This window comes from Rugamonas brunnea, assembly GCF_014042345.1.
GTDB classification, from domain to species: domain Bacteria; phylum Pseudomonadota; class Gammaproteobacteria; order Burkholderiales; family Burkholderiaceae_D; genus Rugamonas; species Rugamonas brunnea.
Window position 1 is genome coordinate 47,068 of sequence record NZ_JACEZT010000009.1, and the last position, 15,947, is coordinate 63,014.

Genomic DNA, 15,947 nt, shown 5'->3' on the forward strand with positions numbered 1-15,947 from the left:
AACGCAAGGAGACGTGCAGTGATATTAGAGCTTAAAAATATAAGCCTGAGAGTTGGAGCCGAGACCTATCTGTACCCGATGGATCTCAAGCTGGTGCCCGGCACCATCAACGTGCTGCTGGGCCCCACCCAGGCCGGCAAAACCTCGTTGATGCGCGTGATCGCCGGACTCGATCGCCCCACCGAAGGCCGTGTGCTGGTCGACGGCAAGGACGTCACCGGCGTCAGCGTGCGGGAGCGCAACCTGGCCATGGTCTACCAGCAGTTCGTCAACTACCCGGCCATGACGGTGTACGAAAATATCGCCGCGCCGCTGCGCCTGCAGCGCTGCCCGGCGGCGGAAGTCGACCAGCGCGTGCGCGAGATCGCCACCAAGCTGCATATCGACCACCTGCTGCAACGGCTGCCCGGCGCCCTGTCCGGCGGCCAGCAGCAACGCTGCGCGCTGGCGCGGGCGCTGGTCAAGCGCGCCCCGCTGGTGCTGCTCGATGAACCGCTGGTCAACCTCGATTACAAGCTGCGCGAAGAACTGCGGATGGAACTGTCGTCGCTGTTCGCCGATGGCCAGACGACCGTGGTCTACGCCACCACGGAACCGCAGGAAGCCTTGCTGCTGGGCGGCCACACGGTGCTGATGGACGCCGGCCGCATCCTGCAAACGGGGCCCACACTGGCGGTCTACCAGCGCCCGGCGTCGATCCGCGCCGCCGCCATCTTTAACGATCCGCCGATGAACATCTTCGATGGCCACATCGAAAATGGCCACAGCGTACGCCTAAACAACGGCCCCACCCTGTCCGTCGCCGCGCCCGCGCTGGACCTGCCGGCCGCCCAGCCCTGCAAGATCGGCGTGCGTTGCCACCACGTGCGCCTGGCAGATGACGCCACCCACGCCAACCGCATCGATTGCACGGTGGAGCTGGCCGAATTGAGCGGCTCGGAAACCTACGTCCACCTGCACCACGGAGCCACCAGCCTGGTGGCGCAAGTGCCGGGCGTGTACGCGGCCACCATGGACGCTGCCGTCCAGGCCAGCGTCAGCCCCGATCACCTGTTCATCTTCGACGCAGACGGCGCGCTGCTGCGCGCACCCAAGGAGGCCGCCCATGGCGCGCATTGAATTCCGCAACCTGGGCCACGCTTACGGCGCCAACCCAACCAATCCGCAGGACTTCGCGCTGCAGCCGATGAACATGGTGTGGGAGGATGGCGGCGCCTACGCACTGCTGGGGCCATCGGGCTGCGGCAAGTCCACGCTGCTCAACATCATCTCCGGCCTGCTGGTGCCATCGCACGGCCAGGTGCTGTTCGACGGCAAGGACATGACGCAGGTGCCCACGCGCGGCCGCAACATCGCGCAGGTGTTCCAGTTCCCAGTCTTGTACGACACCATGAGCGTGTATGACAACCTGGCCTTCCCGCTGCGCAATCGCAAGGTGCCGGAAAAGGAAGTGCACCAGCGCGTACATGAAGTGGCCGAAATCCTGGGCATGACGCACGAGTTGAAAGTGCGCGCGGCCGGCATGTCGGCCGACGCCAAGCAGAAGATCTCGCTGGGCCGGGGGCTGGTGCGCAAGGACGTCGCCGCCATCCTGTTCGACGAGCCACTGACCGTGATCGATCCGCACCTGAAATGGCAGCTGCGCCGCCAGCTCAAGCAGATCCACCAGCAGCTCAAGCTGACGCTAATCTACGTCACCCACGACCAGGTGGAGGCGCTGACCTTCGCCGACGAGGTGGTGGTGATGACGAACGGGAAGATCGTCCAGAAAGGCACGCCGGACGCGCTGTTCGAACGGCCCGACCACACCTTCGTCGGCTACTTCATCGGCAGCCCCGGGATGAATTTCTACCCCGTCAGCCTGAATGGCGAGGCGGGCGCGGTCCACATCGGCCAGCACCGGCTGGCGGTGGACCCGGCCACCGTCGCCGCGCTGAAGGGCGCCAACGGCAAGGTCAGCCTGGGGATCCGTCCCGAGTTCGTGCAACTGGCGGCGCCGGGCAGTCCCGGCGCATTGGAGGCCGACATCTGGCAAGTGCAGCAACTGGGCACCTGCCAGCTGGTGACGGGTACTGTGGCCGGCCACCCGCTCAAGGCCAAACTCGATAGCGCGGTCCACGTGCAGGCCGGCCGCCACTGGCTGCGCCTGGCCCGTCCGGAAACCATCTTCTTCTGCAACGACGAAAGGATAGCGGGATGAACAAACCCTATCACAACAAGGCGTGGTTCTTCATCCTGCCGGTGTTCCTGTGCGTAGCCTTCTCCGCCGTCCTGCCGCTGATGACGGTGGTGAACTACTCAGTGCAGGACATCATCAGTCCGACCCAGAGCGTGTTCGTGGGCCTGGAATGGTTCCGCTCCATCATGCGCGACCCCGACTTGCATAGCGCGCTGCTGCGCCAGTTGGGGTTCTCGCTGTGCGTGCTGCTGGTGCAGATTCCGCTGGGCGTAGCGCTGGCCCTGTCCATGCCGTCCAAGGGCTGGAAATCGTCGGCCGCGCTGGTGGTGTTATCGATGCCGCTGCTGATCCCCTGGAACGTGGTCGGCACCATCTGGCAGATCTTCGGCCGCGCCGACATCGGCCTTGGTGGTTACGCCCTCAACCTGCTGGGCGTGGACTACAACTACGCATCCCACAACGGCGACGCCTGGCTGACCGTGCTGCTGATGGACGTGTGGCACTGGACCCCGCTGGTCGCGCTGCTCGGTTTCGCCGGCCTGCGTTCCATCCCCGACGCCTACTACCAGGCGGCCCAGATCGACGGCGCCAGCCGCTGGGCCGTGTTCCGCCACATCCAGCTGCCCAAGATGCGCGGCGTGCTGATGATCGCGGTGCTGCTGCGCTTCATGGACAGCTTCATGATCTACACCGAGCCGTTCGTACTGACCGGCGGCGGACCTGGCAACTCGACCACCTTCCTGAGCCAGTACCTGACCCAGAAAGCCGTTGGCCAGTTCGACCTGGGCCCGGCGGCCGCGTTCTCGCTGATTTACTTCCTCATCATCCTGCTGTTCAGCTTCGTGCTCTACAACTGGATGCAAGGCGCCGGCAACAGCGCCGCCACTACGGAGACTGCACATGGATAAGGCCAACCGCCTGCCGCGCGCGCTGACGCTCATGCTGTACGTGGGCTTTACGCTGATCCCGCTGTACTGGATGCTCAACACCTCGCTCAAGACCAACGAGGAAACCCTGTCGGTGTTCAGCCTGTGGCCGCACCAGCTCACGTGGGACAACTACAAGACCATCTTCACCGATCCGTCCTGGTACAACGGCTACATCAACTCGATCATCTACGTGGCGTTGAACACCGTGCTGTCGCTGCTGGTGGCGCTGCCGGCCGCCTACGGCTTCTCACGCTACCGCTTCCTGGGCGACAAGCACATGTTCTTCTGGCTGCTGACCAACCGCATGACGCCGCCGGCAGTGTTCCTGCTGCCATTCTTCCAGCTCTACTCCACCGTGGGGCTGATGGACACCCACATCGCCGTGGCGCTGGCCCACATGCTGTTCAACGTGCCGCTGGCCGTGTGGATCCTGGAAGGCTTCATGTCCGGCATCTCGCGCGAGATCGACGAAACGGCCTACATCGACGGCTTCTCGTTCCCGCGCTTCTTCCTGCGCATCTTCCTGCCGCTGATCAAAGCCGGCGTGGGCGTGACGGCGTTCTTCTGCTTCATGTTCAGCTGGGTGGAACTGCTGCTGGCGCGCACGCTCACCTCCGTGAACGCCAAGCCGATCAGCGCCATCATGACGCGCACCGTGTCGGCCGCCGGCATGGACTGGGGCGTGCTGGCCGCCGCCGGCGTGCTGACCCTGATCCCCGGCATGCTGGTGATCTGGTTCGTGCGCAATCACATCGCCAAAGGTTTCGCCATGGGGAGGGTTTGAGATGGAAATGACATTTGCCTGGATGGCGTGGACCACGCCGATCGCGATTTTCTTCACCGGCATCGTGCTGATGCTGGCTGGGATGACGGTGTGGGAGCTGCGCTCGCCCACCGTGGAACGCAAGGGCTTCCTGCCCATGCGCACCACGCGCGGCGACCGCCTGTTCATCGGCCTGCTGACGGCCGCCTACATCAACCTGGCCTGGGTCGCGTTCACCGAGATGAACCAGTGGTTCGCGGCCGGCCTGGGTTTCCTGGCGCTGGTGGTGATCATGGCCAAGGCCTAGATTTTTTTGTCCGTAGCGTTATCAAGTTACCAGTCTTAGCGATTCGACTGGTTGGCAGTATCTGCAAAAGAAAGCAAGAAGAGACACCCTTCCGTCTCCATTGCGGCAGTCCCTGGGAAGGCAATACTACAAGTGGAGAAGACATGAAGAGAAGCACTCAAGCAGGGTTCAAGCTCAGTCTCGTGGCAGCGGCCGTGCTGGGCCTGTCCAGCAACGCGTGGGCCGACACCAAAGCGGCCGAAAAGTGGATCGACACGGAGTTCAAACCCAGCACCCTGTCGCGCGCCCAGCAGATCGAGGAGATGAACTGGTTCATCAACGCCGCCGCCAAACTGAAGGCCAAAGGCGTGAAGGAAATCCACGTCGTGTCTGAAACGCTGGACACCCACGTCTATGAATCGAAGACGCTGGCCAAGGCCTTCGAGGAAATCACCGGCATCAAGGTGATCCACGACGTGATCCAGGAGGGTGACCTGGTGGAGAAGATGCAGACCTCCATGCAGTCCGGAAAATCGATCTACGACGGCTGGGTCAACGACTCGGACCTGATCGGCACCCACTACCGCTACGGCCAGACCGTGGTGCTGTCCGACTACATGGCCGGCCCCGGCAAGGAATACACCAATCCGGGGCTGGACCTGAAGGACTTCATCGGCACCAGCTTCACCACGGCGCCGGACGGCAAGATGTACCAGCTGCCAGACCAGCAGTTCGCCAACCTGTACTGGTTCCGCGCCGACTGGTTCGCGCGCAAGGACCTGCAGGCCAAGTTCAAGGCCAAGTATGGCTATGACCTGGGCGTGCCGCAGAACTGGTCCGCCTACGAAGACATCGCCGCCTTCTTCACCAACGACGTGAAGGACCTGGACGGCAAGAAGGTGTTCGGTCACATGGACTACGGCAAGAAAGACCCGTCGCTGGGCTGGCGCTTCACGGACGCCTGGCTGTCGATGGCCGGCACCGCCGACAAGGGCATCCCGAACGGCCTGCCAGTGGACGAATGGGGCATCCGCGTGGCAGCCGACAAGTGCACGCCGGTGGGCGCCTCGGTGGCACGCGGCGGCGCGACCAACTCGCCGGCCGCTGTTTATGCGCTGACCAAATACCTGGACTGGATGAAGCACTACGCCCCGCCTGAAGCGCTGGGCATGACCTTCTCCGAAGCCGGTCCCGTGCCCGCGCAAGGCCAGGTGGCGCAGCAGATCTTCTGGTACACCGCCTTCACGGCCGGCATGACCAAGCCCGGCCTGCCCGTGGTGAACAAGGATGGCACGCCGAAGTGGCGCATGGCGCCCGGCCCGCACGGCCCGTACTGGAAGGAAGGCATGCAGAACGGCTACCAGGACGTCGGCTCGTGGACCTACCTGAAGAGCACCCCGCCGGACCAGATGGCCGCCGCGTGGTTGTATGGCCAGTTCGTCACGTCCAAGACCGTGTCGCTGAAAAAATCGCTGGTAGGCCTGACCTTCATCCGCGATTCGGACATCCGCTCGAAAGCCATGACGGAGATGGCGCCCAAGCTCGGTGGCCTGATCGAGTTCTACCGCAGCCCGGCCCGGGTGGCGTGGACCCCGACCGGCAACAACGTGTCGGACTATCCGAAGATGGCGCAGCTGTGGTGGAAGAACGTCTCCACCGCCATCTCGGCCGAAAAAACCCCGCAAGGCGCGATGGATAACCTGGCCGAAGAGATGGACCAGATCATGGCCCGTCTGCAGCGCGCCGGCATGAAGAACTGCACGCCCAAGCTGAACGACAAGAAGGACCCGGCCTCCTGGCTGAGCAACAACGGCGCACCGTGGGCCAAGCTGCCCAACGAGAAGCCGAAGGGCGAAACCATCGCCTATGACACGCTGCTGAAGGCGTGGAAAGAAGGCCGCGTGCGTTAATTTCGCCCGCGTCCACCGGGGCAGGCCGCAGGGCCTGCCCCATCAGTTTCAACTCAACCACCGCAGGACTCGAAACAATATGGCCTATTTGCTGGCACTGGACCAGGGCACCTCAAGCTCGCGCACCATCGTCTTCCGCGACAGCGGCGAAATCGTCGCCTCCGCGCAGCAGGAATTCACCCAACACTTCCCGCAGCCCGGCTGGGTCGAACACGACGCGCAGGAATTGTGGAGCAGCCAGCTCGCCACGGCCCGCGCAGCGCTGGCCAAGGCCGGCATCAACGCGGCCGACATCGCCGCGCTGGGCATCACCAACCAGCGCGAAACCACCGTCGTGTGGGAGCGGGCCACGGGCCGCCCTATTTTTAACGCCATCGTCTGGCAGGACCGCCGCACGGAAGCGCTGTGCGACCGCCTGCGCGCCGACGGCCTGGCCGAAGCGATCCGCCGCAAGACGGGCCTGATCCTCGACCCCTATTTCTCGGCCACCAAACTGAACTGGATCCTGAACCACGTGGATGGCGCCCGCGCGCGCGCCGCGCGTGGTGAACTGGCGTTCGGCACGGTCGACAGCTGGCTGGCCTGGAACCTCACCGGCGGCCGTTTGCATGTGACGGACGTGAGCAACGCCGCCCGTACCATGCTGTGGAATATCCATGAAGGCTGCTGGGACCAGGAACTGCTGGCGTGGCTCGACATTCCGCCCGAAGTGCTGCCCGAAGTACATCCATCGAGCCATCAGTATGGCAGCACCGACCCGCAATGGCTGGGCGGCGCCGTTCCCATCGCTGGCCTCGCGGGCGACCAGCAGTCGGCCCTGTTCGGCCAGGCCTGCTTCGAACCCGGCATGGCCAAGAACACCTATGGCACCGGATGCTTCATGCTGCTCAACACGGGCACGCAATGTGCTGATTCCCAGCATGGCCTGATCAGCACGGCCGCCTGCCAGTCGGACGCCACGCGCCACTATGCGCTCGAAGGCAGCGTCTTCGTCGGCGGCGCCGTCGTGCAATGGCTGCGCGACGGCCTCAAGGCCATCAACAGCACGGCCGAAGTGGAAGCCCTGGCTGGCTCCGTGCCCGACTCGGGTGGCGTTGTATTTGTGCCATCCTTCACCGGCTTAGGCGCGCCGTACTGGGTACCGTCGGCCAAAGGTGCCATACTGGGCTTGAGCCGCGGTACCACGCAGGCTCACATCGCGCGTGCCGCGCTGGAAGGTATCGCCTTCCAAAGCGCGGCCCTGCTGCAGGCCATGATGCGCGACGCGGCCACGCCGATTACGGAACTGCGCGTGGACGGCGGCGCCTGCGCCAACTCACTGCTGCTCCAATTCCAGGCCGATTTGCTGGGCATCCCCGTGTTGCGCCCGCAGGTGACGGAAACGACGGCACTGGGCGCGGCCTACCTGGCCGGCCTGGCCACTGGTGTCTATCGCAATCGCGAACAACTGGCCGCGCAGTGGCGCGTCGAACGCGTGTTCGAACCAACGATGGACCGCGCGCAAGCGCAGGAACGCATGCATAGCTGGGAGCGCGCCATCAGCCAGGTCCATCCTGCCTGAGCGCTTCATCGCAAGACCCCGAGTAGTCATCGCAAGACCCCGAATTCGAACCAACCAGGTTCACAGAGCGTGGTGCTGCACACCACAACATTAAAAGAGGGAGATAAGGCATGAACCAACGGATGTTGAAACTGCTGCCACTGGCCATCGCGGCAGCGCTGGCCGCACTGGGCGCCAGCGCTGCCCGCGCCGATGCTGGCCACGACGAGGAAGGCTTCCACGGCTACCTGCGTGCCGGCGCCGGCACCAGCTCGGGCCACGGCCCGCAGGCCTGCTACGGCCTGGGTGGCAACACCATGAAGTACCGCCTCGGTAACGAGTGCGACGCCTACTTCGAAGGCGGCTACACCAAGGAAGTGGCCAAGTCTGCCGATGGCGTCAGCTTCGTGGCCACGCTGTGGGGCACGGAATACAACTCCGGCTCCGACTTCGGCGATGCCAAACTTGGCCTGGCCAAGGCCTATGTGGAAGCGAAAGGCCTGGACTTCCTGGGCGGCGGCGTGGCCTGGATTGGTAAGCGCTACTACTACCGTCCCGACATCCACATGCTCGATCTGCAGTACATCAACCTGAACGGCACCGGCGGCGGTATCGACGGCGTCAAGGCCGGCCCGGGCAAATTCAGCTACGCCGTGTTCAAGGACAACGACAGCAACATCATCAATCCGCAGACCGGCCTGGTGACCAACACCAACGCGGCTATCCGCCAGAACTTCATCTACGAGGGCTTGCCCGTCAACGAAGGCGGCAGCATCGATGTCGCCGCCTCGCTGATCACGGCGCAAGGCGATGGCCGCCATGGCGGCTGGCAGTTGACGGCGCTGCACAAGCAGGACAAGGTGTTCGGCGGCAGCAATACCTTCGGCCTGCAGTACGGCGTGGGTCCCGGCACCGGTATCGGCGTGGGCAACGACCGCATGGGCGCGGCCGGCAGCACCCTGCTCAACTCCGACGTCAAGCGCAGCCGCATCTTCGACGACCTGGTGGTGCAGCCGACGCCTGAATTCAGCATGGAGTTCGTGGCGCTGGCCCAGCACGACCGCTCCGACGCCACCGGTTCGACCACCTGGACCACGCTGGGCGCCCGCCCCGCCTACGCGCTCAACAACCACTTCAAGCTGCAGATGGAACTGGGCACGCATCGCGTCACGCAACCAGGCGCAGACACGCTGCGCCTGACCAAGCTGACGTTCGCGCCCACCATCACGGCCGGCAAAGGCTATTGGGACCGTCCGGAACTGCGCGCCTTCATCACCTACGGCAAGTGGAACGACGCAGCCCGCGCGGCCGTCAACGCCAACAATAATTCCGGCCCTGTCTTTGGCAGCAACACCAGCGGCACTTCCGCTGGCCTGCAAGTGGAAGCCTGGTTCTAAGGCTGGTTCAAAGGCAGGTTCTAAGCCAGGTTCTCAGCCTGCCTTTTGCGCCGTGCCCTCACCGGCGCGGCGCTGAACTTATTGCCGCATCCAGTCGCGCAGCTCGTAGTACCAGTAGGTGAGCTGCGCGGCCAGCAGCCCCGCATGGCCGCCCGTGGTGGGCAAGCCCCACTGGCTGAAACGGTCCAGGTCAGCGCGGTCGCCCAACATCGCGCGCGCCAGCACTTCGCCGGACAAGGTGGTGGGCGCCACGCCATGCCCGCCAAAGCCCATGCCGTACCACAGCCCTTCCGGCAAGCACCCCAGTTGCGGCATCTTGTGGCTGCCGTAACTCATCATGCCGCTCCACGCGTAATCGACCTGCGTGCCCGCCAACTGCGGATAGACCCTGAGCATGTCCTGGTACAGCAACCGCGCCACGTCCGGCGCGCTGCGGTCGCGGATCGAGATGCGCCCGCCCCACAGCAGGCGGCTGTCCGCCAGCGGCCGGTAGTAGTCGAATGCAAAGCGCGTATCGTAGATGGCGGCCTTGGTTTCAAGCGCCGTCTGCATGCGTTCGCCAAGCGGTTCCGTCACCATGACGTAGGTGGCGATAGGCAGGATGGCGCTGGCCAGCTTCGGATACAGCCGTTCGATGTAACCGCCACAGCACACCACCACCTCGCGCGCATGTACCGCGCCCTGCGCCGTGCGCACCGACCAGCCCTCGCCTTCGCGCACAATGCGCGTCACCCGGCTTTGCTCGTACACATGGGCGCCGCCGTCCGTCAAGGCCCGCGCCAGGCCATGCGCGTATTTGAGCGGATGGAAATGGAAGGCATTCGACTCGTACAAGGCGCCGAAATAGCGTTCGCTGTGCGCGCGCTGAGCGAACTCCGCGCGGCTGATACGCTGCCACTCCACGCCCAGCTTGTCGGCCATGAAGCGCTGCTGCGCGTCCAGAATGCGGTCGTCGTCGAACCAGTTGGCAAGGTAGATGCCGCCATGCGTGGCGTCGCAATCGATGCGATAGCGTTCGATGCGGCCACGAATATGGTCGACCGCATCCAGCGTCAGCCGGTAAAGCTGGACGCCGCGCCCGTCGCCGGCGGCATCGAGCAGGCCGCGCTCCCCGAGCGAATAGCCGCCGAAGACAAACCCGCCGTTGCGGCCCGAAGCGCCGTGGCCCACGGTCTCGGCCTCCAGCACGACGACATGCTTTTCACCGCGCTCCAGCAGCGACAAGGCGGTGGACAAGCCGGCGAAACCGGCGCCGATCACGCAGACGGCGGCGGACGTACTGCCCGCCAATGCGGGCCAGACCGGCGTATCCGCCGTGGCGCGGTAGTAGTTTTCGCCGGACAGCCGCTCAGTCACGGGGCAGCGTCGGATAATCGACGATGGTGAGGTCGAAGCCCTCCGCATTGGACACCAGGTGGCCCATGCCGCCATACGGCAGCGTGCAGCGCTCCTTGATATGACCAAACGGCAGCCCGGTCAGCACCGGGATGGGCAAGCGCTCCCGCAGGAAGGCGAGCATGGTGTCGAAGTCGTAGCCATTGTCGGCGGGATTGAGCTTGTAGCCGGAGAAGTCGCCCAGCACCAGCGCCTGCTGCCCTTCGAACGCACCGGCGTACAGCAGTTGCAGCACCATGCGCTCGACCCGGTACGGATGTTCGTTGACATCCTCCAGGAAGACGATGCCGCCTTCGATGGGTGCGAACCACGGTGTGCCCAGCAGGTGCACCAGCATGGCCAGGTTGCCGCCCCACAGGCGCCCGCGCACGTCCACCTGCGGGTTGTGCGGCGCCGTGCCGCGTACCCGGTGCGACGGACCGTGTATGCAATCCCAGAACTGCTTGAGCGTGTACTCGACCGGCTCGGCGCGGATGAAATCGTCGCACATCATGGGGCCGGCGAAGCTGACGCGGCCCGTGTGCTTCCATAATCCCATGTGGAAGGCGGTGAAATCGCTGTAGCCGACGAACAGCTTGCCGCTGTCGGCCATGGCCTGGAAATCGATCTGCGGAAGGATGCGGCTGATGCCGTACTGGCCCCGCAACGCGACCACGATCTGCACATCGGGATCGGCGGCGGCCGCGTTGAGCTGCGCCAGCCGGCCCGCATCCGTGTCGGCGAAACGCAGGTGCTTGCGCGATGCATCGTAATAGTTGTGGACCGTGACGCCTTGGGCGCGCAGGCGCGCGATGCCCATCTCCAGCGCGGCGTCGTCGGGCGCGTAACCGCCCGGCGCGGCGATGGCGATGCCGATGTTCTTAGTGCTCAAAAATAGTCCCGATCAGTAGTGGGTGTCGCTGCCGGCCCGCCGGGTGGACGGGCGCTCGACATTGGGCTCCATCTTACCGTGCAGGTGGGCGTCGATCAAGGCGATCAGCCGTTCGATCAGCTGTGGTGGCAGGTCGTGCCCCATGCCTTCGATGACGTGCATCGACGCGTTGGGGATGGCCATCGCCGTATCCTCGCCGCAGGCCAGCGGCACCAGCGGGTCGGCCGCGCCGTGGATCACCAGCGCCGGGCAGCTGATGGATGAAAGCAGCGGCGTGCGGTCGCCGCAAGCGACGATGGCCAGCATCTGCCGGGCGATGCCATCGGGGCAGACGTTGCGGTCCAGCGCCTGTTCGATCTTCGTCCGCAGCAGCTTCTCCGGCGTGGGATAGGCCGGGCTGCCAATGGTGCGCAGCGTTTGCACCATGCGCTCCACGACCTGGGCGCGGTCGCGCGGATCGGCAGGCATGCGCATGATGGCCTTGCGCGCCACCGGCGTAGGGCCCGGCAAACCGTGCCGGCCGCTGCTCGACATGATGGACGTGAGGCTCAGGGTACGCTCGGCATGGCAGGCGGCGAAGATCTGGGCGATCATGCCTCCCATTGAGGCGCCCACCACATGCGCCTTGGGCACGCCCAGGAAGTCCAGCAGGCCGCGCGCGTCGTCAGCCATGTCGTGCAGCGTGTACGGGGATTTGACGGGCCAGCGCACCAGCGTCTTCAGCCAGGTCAGCAGCATACTGGGGGCGCCGTGCTGGCGCAGCTTGCTCGACAAGCCGCTGTCGCGGTTGTCGAAGCGAATCACGTAATAGCCCTGCTCCACCAGTCCTTCGACAAAATCCAGCGGCCAGCTGGTGAGCTGCATGCCCAGTCCCATCACCAGCAACACGGGCGGATCGTGCGGGTCGCCATGGGTTTCGTAGGCGATGGTGATGCCATTTGCGAGCGCAGTAGCCACGGCGCCTCCCTTCAATAAAAGCCGAACAGGGACTGGAACAGCGGTGTGCGTTGCGGGTCCAGGTACAGCAGCTTTTTCAGGCCGGTGTGGCCTTGATGGTCGAAGCGCTTCCACTGCCCCTCGGGCTGCGCCAGCCGGTCGGCGATGGCGTACAACGCCGACGGATTGGCGCCCATGCCCACATGGCTGGCATGCACTTCGATGTTCTCGGAACTGGCCGTCTCCTCCTCCATGCTGCAATGCCACGCCACCACGCCGTCGGTGCGGCTGAAGATGGAGGTGGTCGGCATGGGCGGGCGCTCGCGCAGCGCGGCGAAACGCTCGGCGTCGATCTCCTTTTCGCCCGAGACCAGCTGGTACACGCGCCAGGCGTTAGTGGCCTTGTGACTGCCGGTGAAGGGCGAACCAAGTGTCACCACAGTGCGCACGTCATCGGGCAGCATCTTGGCCAGCTCGCGCGCATACACGCCGCCCAGGCTCCAGCCAACCAGGCTGACGGTGCGGCCCGTGTCGGCCCGCAGTTGACGGATCTTGTCCATGCAGGCTTCCAGCACGCCGGGCCTCGGACCAAAATTCAAGCCCTGCTCCCAGGCGTGGACGGAGAAGCCGCGATCAGTGAGGAAGTGGCGGATGACAAGCGTGGTGAAATCGCCGGCGGCCAGGCCGGGGAAGACCATGACCGGGTGACCGTCGCCCTCCGGCGCCATGCGCATGAAGGGATAGGCCGCCAGGGCGGCGCCCAGTTCCCATGGCGCGCGCATCTCCAGCGCCATTCTCAACATGCCCGGTGCGTTGTCGTTTTCCAAAGCTTGCGGTGCGGTCTTGCGGTGTCCCATCTGTGCTCCCGGCGATATGATTTGAGCATACCATTTTTACTGGGAGCATGAAATGGCGCACCGTTGAACGGCGCGCGCGCACGCTTGAGGCAAGTCAGCCGGCGTTGGCGCTGGCCGCTTTGCGGGCCTCGGCCGCAGCGGCGCGGCGCGCCGCGAAGAAGCGTTTGAGCATGTCGCCACACTCGTCGGCCAGCACGCCGCCGACGATGCCGGTGTGATGGTTGAGCTGGGACTGGTCGTACAGGTTGACCACAGAGCCGCCCGCGCCCGTCTTGGGATCGGCCGCGCCATACACCACGCGCGCCAGGCGCGCATGCATCATGGCGCCCGAGCACATCACGCACGGTTCCAGGGTCACGTACAGTTCGCAGCCGGGCAGGCGGTAATTGCCCAGCGCTTCCGCCGCGGCCCGCAAGGCCACGATCTCCGCGTGCGCGGTGGGATCGTGGCGGCCGATCGGGCGGTTGTAGCCGCGCGCGATCACGACACCGTCCTTGACCACCACGGCGCCCACCGGCACCTCGCCCTCGTCCCACGCGAACTGGGCCTGCGCCAGGGCCTGGCGCATGAAGTCCAGCTCCTCGGGCGTGGCCTCATGTGCCACGGCGACCGTCGTTTCAGGCATCGGTGATCTCTGCCCAGCAGTTCGGGGTTTCGTGCAGCACCAGCTTGTGCAGGTGCAGGCCGGTGCCGAAGCGGTCCTTGTAGGCGGCCTTGAGGATGTCGAACGCCACCTGGGCCAGGTTCTCGACCGTCGGGATGCGGTCGATCACCACCGTCTTGTGGTTGGGCAGCGTGGCCAGGAATTCACGGACGGCCGTGTCTTTCTCGTAGACGAGGAAGGAATGGTCCCACACGTCGACCAGGTGTTCCTTGGCCAGCGCCTTGATGTCCGAGAAGTCCATGATCATGCCGTTGTCGGAATTGCCCTCCACGGAGATGATCTGGCCCGTCAGCGTGATTTCCAGCGTGTAGCGGTGGCCGTGCAGGTTGCGGCACTGGCTCTTGTGGTCGGGGATACGATGGCCTGCGTCGAATTCGAGCTTGCGGGTAATAGTCAGCATTGTTATGGTATTTGTAAGAGTTTATGGGTTTGCAGGCTCAGTTTCCACTTGGGGCGGCGCTTGCAGGTATCGATCGCGAGCTTGGTGTTGAATTCCGCCAGCGGGCCGTCCATGGGCTGCACGAAGAAATGGTCGAACGCCAGTCCTTCGTACGCGGCCAGGTCCTGGTCCGTCTGCGGAATCACCACCTTGATTTCGTTGCCGCGCTCGACCGCCAGTTGCGAGCCCATCTTGGGGCTCACGCAGATCCAGTCCACGCCCGGCGGCACGGGGATGGTGCCGTTGGTTTCGATGGCAATCTCGAAGCCGGCCGCGTGCATGGCGTCGATCAACGGCGCATCCAGTTGCAGCAACGGTTCGCCGCCCGTGAACACGACATACTTGTGGCTGGGGTAATCGGCCGGCCAGTGCGCATGGATGGCCGCTGCCAGTTCCCCGGCGGAGGCGAATTTGCCGCCGCCCTCACCGTCCGTGCCCACGAAATCCGTGTCGCAGAACTGGCAGATGGCGCTGGCACGGTCGCTTTCGCGGCCCGTCCACAGGTTGCAGCCCGAAAAGCGGCAGAATACGGCGGGCCGCCCCGCATGGGCGCCTTCGCCCTGCAGGGTGTAAAACATTTCTTTGATGCTGTAAGTCACAACGTTTCCTCGACTGACCGGCTGCGTACGGCGCGCAAACTCCGGTTGACAACCCTCCATTATAAGCGAGGCTGAGGGCGGACAGGTAGTTGATGGCGATCCAGGCGGGCCGCCCAGGCTTTTTCGCTTTCCCCTCCGCAAGAATTTGACTTTTCACAACGCCCGGCCGGCGCAGCCGCGATATGTTGTCACAGTGCACCAGCCAAATCCCCGCTGTGATATCCGTATGGAGCCCTGCACCCATGAAATACACTGCTCAGTCCCTGCATGTAGACCTGATCACGGCCGGCGCCTTGATGCTGACCGTCATCGCGCTGGCCCTGCTGTGGCGCCAGCGCCGTCTGCGCGCCGTGATGGAACGGTTGCAACAAGCGTTGGCGACCGAAGAACGGGCCCGCGCCTGGGCCGAGCAATCGGCGCTGGAACAGCGCACCCGCGTCGGCCAGTTGCTGGCACAGCAGGATGGTCTGCTGGAAGCGGAGCGCCAACGCATCGCGCGCGATATCCATGACGACCTGGGGCAGAACCTGCTGGCCTTGAAGATGGATCTCGCCATCCTGAGCCGCGGACAGCCCCGCTTGCAGGCCCAGTTGCACCAGATCGAAGCCCACATCACCGCCAGCCTGAGCTCGCTGCGCGCCATCATCCATGACCTGCGGCCCGCAGCGCTGGCGCACGGCCTGCGCAGCGCCGTCGAAAGCCAGGTCATCCAGTTCTCGCGCCTGAGCGGCATCGCTTGCCGGCTGGACGCCGACCAGCAGGTCTACAGCGTGGCGCCGGGCGCCAAAGTGGACGCGGCGCTGTACCGGGTCCTGCAGGAATCGCTCAGCAATATCGCCCGTCACGCCAACGCCACCCAGGTCGAGATCGCACTGTGCCACCAACCCAGCCGCCTGACGCTGACGGTCAGCGACAACGGCGTCGGCCTGCCCGCCCGCCCGGCCCGTGACGGCAATGGCCTGAGCGGCATCGCCGACCGGGTTGCCCGTGCCGGCGGCCAGTTCCATGTAGACAGCCGGCCCGGCCAGGGTACGGCCCTGTCCATGTCCTTCCCGCTCGATGTCCCAGCGCATCAAGCCGAACAACTGATTCCCGAAGCAAAATGACAACCCTTTTCCACGAGCCGGCCGCCATGACCACACTCCAGGCATTACCCGCACAAGGATCGCCCATGAACAACCT

Annotated in this window: 16 protein-coding genes; 9 read left to right on the forward strand and 7 right to left on the reverse strand. The window is 64.8% G+C overall.

Annotation, left to right across the window (positions count from 1 at the left end):
- Window positions 1-18: 18 nt before the first annotated feature.
- From H3H37_RS14630 to H3H37_RS14665, 8 genes are all read left to right on the forward strand, one after another.
- Window positions 19-1,119, forward strand: a complete 1,101-nt coding sequence (locus H3H37_RS14630) for an ABC transporter ATP-binding protein (RefSeq protein ID WP_182163728.1) — start codon at window positions 19-21, stop codon at window positions 1,117-1,119.
- Entirely contained in the window at window positions 1,106-2,200 is a 1,095-nt protein-coding gene (locus H3H37_RS14635) for an ABC transporter ATP-binding protein (protein ID WP_182163730.1), read from the forward strand. The genes H3H37_RS14630 and H3H37_RS14635 overlap by 14 nt, the downstream gene beginning before the upstream one ends.
- Entirely contained in the window at window positions 2,197-3,087 is an 891-nt protein-coding gene (locus H3H37_RS14640; RefSeq protein ID WP_182163732.1) for a carbohydrate ABC transporter permease, read from the forward strand. The genes H3H37_RS14635 and H3H37_RS14640 overlap by 4 nt, the downstream gene beginning before the upstream one ends.
- The gene (locus H3H37_RS14645; RefSeq protein ID WP_182153171.1) at window positions 3,080-3,892 is read left to right on the forward strand and encodes a carbohydrate ABC transporter permease; all 813 of its coding nucleotides are present in this window, start codon (window positions 3,080-3,082) and stop codon (window positions 3,890-3,892) included. Before H3H37_RS14640 ends, H3H37_RS14645 begins: the two co-directional genes overlap by 8 nt.
- A 1-nt stretch (window position 3,893) precedes the next feature.
- On the forward strand, window positions 3,894-4,178 hold the full coding sequence (locus H3H37_RS14650; RefSeq protein ID WP_182163734.1) for a DUF2160 domain-containing protein: 285 nt from the start codon (window positions 3,894-3,896) through the stop codon (window positions 4,176-4,178).
- Window positions 4,179-4,321: 143 nt separating this feature from the next.
- On the forward strand, window positions 4,322-6,067 hold the full coding sequence (locus H3H37_RS14655; RefSeq protein ID WP_182163736.1) for an ABC transporter substrate-binding protein: 1,746 nt from the start codon (window positions 4,322-4,324) through the stop codon (window positions 6,065-6,067).
- Between the two features lie 79 nt (window positions 6,068-6,146).
- Window positions 6,147-7,628: a glycerol kinase GlpK gene (glpK, locus tag H3H37_RS14660; RefSeq protein WP_182163738.1), complete on the forward strand. Its 1,482-nt coding sequence runs from the start codon at window positions 6,147-6,149 to the stop codon at window positions 7,626-7,628.
- A 110-nt stretch (window positions 7,629-7,738) separates the two neighbouring features.
- Window positions 7,739-9,004 carry a maltoporin gene (locus H3H37_RS14665; RefSeq protein ID WP_182163740.1) on the forward strand — a complete coding sequence of 422 codons (1,266 nt, stop codon included), beginning with the start codon at window positions 7,739-7,741 and terminating at the stop codon, window positions 9,002-9,004.
- A gap of 78 nt (window positions 9,005-9,082) precedes the next feature.
- Here the strand turns inward: H3H37_RS14665 and H3H37_RS14670 are convergent, their stop codons facing one another.
- The 7 genes from H3H37_RS14670 to queE all read right to left on the reverse strand — a co-directional run bounded on the left by H3H37_RS14670 (window position 9,083) and on the right by queE (window position 14,765).
- A complete protein-coding gene (locus H3H37_RS14670; RefSeq protein ID WP_311197504.1) occupies window positions 9,083-10,360 on the reverse strand; it encodes an NAD(P)/FAD-dependent oxidoreductase in 1,278 nt (425 codons plus the stop codon).
- Complete coding sequence (ldcA, locus tag H3H37_RS14675; RefSeq protein WP_182163744.1) at window positions 10,353-11,270, reverse strand: muramoyltetrapeptide carboxypeptidase; 918 nt, start codon at window positions 11,268-11,270, stop codon at window positions 10,353-10,355. Before ldcA ends, H3H37_RS14670 begins: the two co-directional genes overlap by 8 nt.
- A 12-nt stretch (window positions 11,271-11,282) precedes the next feature.
- Window positions 11,283-12,227, reverse strand: coding sequence for an alpha/beta fold hydrolase (locus tag H3H37_RS14680; protein ID WP_182163746.1), 945 nt, complete (start codon window positions 12,225-12,227; stop codon window positions 11,283-11,285).
- Window positions 12,228-12,238: 11 nt separating this feature from the next.
- Complete coding sequence (locus H3H37_RS14685) at window positions 12,239-13,063, reverse strand: esterase/lipase family protein (RefSeq protein WP_229218846.1); 825 nt, start codon at window positions 13,061-13,063, stop codon at window positions 12,239-12,241.
- A gap of 94 nt (window positions 13,064-13,157) precedes the next feature.
- Window positions 13,158-13,688, reverse strand: coding sequence for a tRNA adenosine(34) deaminase TadA (gene tadA, locus H3H37_RS14690; protein ID WP_182163748.1), 531 nt, complete (start codon window positions 13,686-13,688; stop codon window positions 13,158-13,160).
- Window positions 13,681-14,127, reverse strand: a complete 447-nt coding sequence (gene queD, locus H3H37_RS14695) for a 6-carboxytetrahydropterin synthase QueD (RefSeq protein WP_182163750.1) — start codon at window positions 14,125-14,127, stop codon at window positions 13,681-13,683. Before queD ends, tadA begins: the two co-directional genes overlap by 8 nt.
- A 2-nt stretch (window positions 14,128-14,129) precedes the next feature.
- Window positions 14,130-14,765, reverse strand: a complete 636-nt coding sequence (queE, locus tag H3H37_RS14700) for a 7-carboxy-7-deazaguanine synthase (RefSeq protein WP_182163752.1) — start codon at window positions 14,763-14,765, stop codon at window positions 14,130-14,132.
- A 242-nt stretch (window positions 14,766-15,007) separates the two neighbouring features.
- Between queE and H3H37_RS14705 the strand changes: the two genes are divergently transcribed.
- The gene (locus tag H3H37_RS14705; RefSeq protein WP_182163754.1) at window positions 15,008-15,871 is read left to right on the forward strand and encodes a sensor histidine kinase; all 864 of its coding nucleotides are present in this window, start codon (window positions 15,008-15,010) and stop codon (window positions 15,869-15,871) included.
- The last annotated feature ends 76 nt before the right edge of the window (window positions 15,872-15,947 follow it).

Excerpts from the sequence above, each read along its gene's own strand:
- H3H37_RS14635 (WP_182163730.1), top strand. The coding sequence starts at position 1,106 with ATGGCGCGCATTGAATTCCGCAACCTGGGCCACGCTTACGGCGCCAAC.
- H3H37_RS14640 (WP_182163732.1), top strand. The coding sequence starts at position 2,197 with ATGAACAAACCCTATCACAACAAGGCGTGGTTCTTCATCCTGCCGGTG.
- H3H37_RS14645 (WP_182153171.1), top strand. The coding sequence starts at position 3,080 with ATGGATAAGGCCAACCGCCTGCCGCGCGCGCTGACGCTCATGCTGTAC.
- H3H37_RS14650 (WP_182163734.1), top strand. The coding sequence starts at position 3,894 with ATGGAAATGACATTTGCCTGGATGGCGTGGACCACGCCGATCGCGATT.
- H3H37_RS14655 (WP_182163736.1), top strand. The coding sequence starts at position 4,322 with ATGAAGAGAAGCACTCAAGCAGGGTTCAAGCTCAGTCTCGTGGCAGCG.
- glpK (WP_182163738.1), top strand. The coding sequence starts at position 6,147 with ATGGCCTATTTGCTGGCACTGGACCAGGGCACCTCAAGCTCGCGCACC.
- H3H37_RS14665 (WP_182163740.1), top strand. The coding sequence starts at position 7,739 with ATGAACCAACGGATGTTGAAACTGCTGCCACTGGCCATCGCGGCAGCG.
- H3H37_RS14685 (WP_229218846.1), bottom strand. The coding sequence starts at position 13,063 with ATGGGACACCGCAAGACCGCACCGCAAGCTTTGGAAAACGACAACGCA.
- tadA (WP_182163748.1), bottom strand. The coding sequence starts at position 13,688 with ATGCCTGAAACGACGGTCGCCGTGGCACATGAGGCCACGCCCGAGGAG.
- queD (WP_182163750.1), bottom strand. The coding sequence starts at position 14,127 with ATGCTGACTATTACCCGCAAGCTCGAATTCGACGCAGGCCATCGTATC.
- H3H37_RS14705 (WP_182163754.1), top strand. The coding sequence starts at position 15,008 with ATGAAATACACTGCTCAGTCCCTGCATGTAGACCTGATCACGGCCGGC.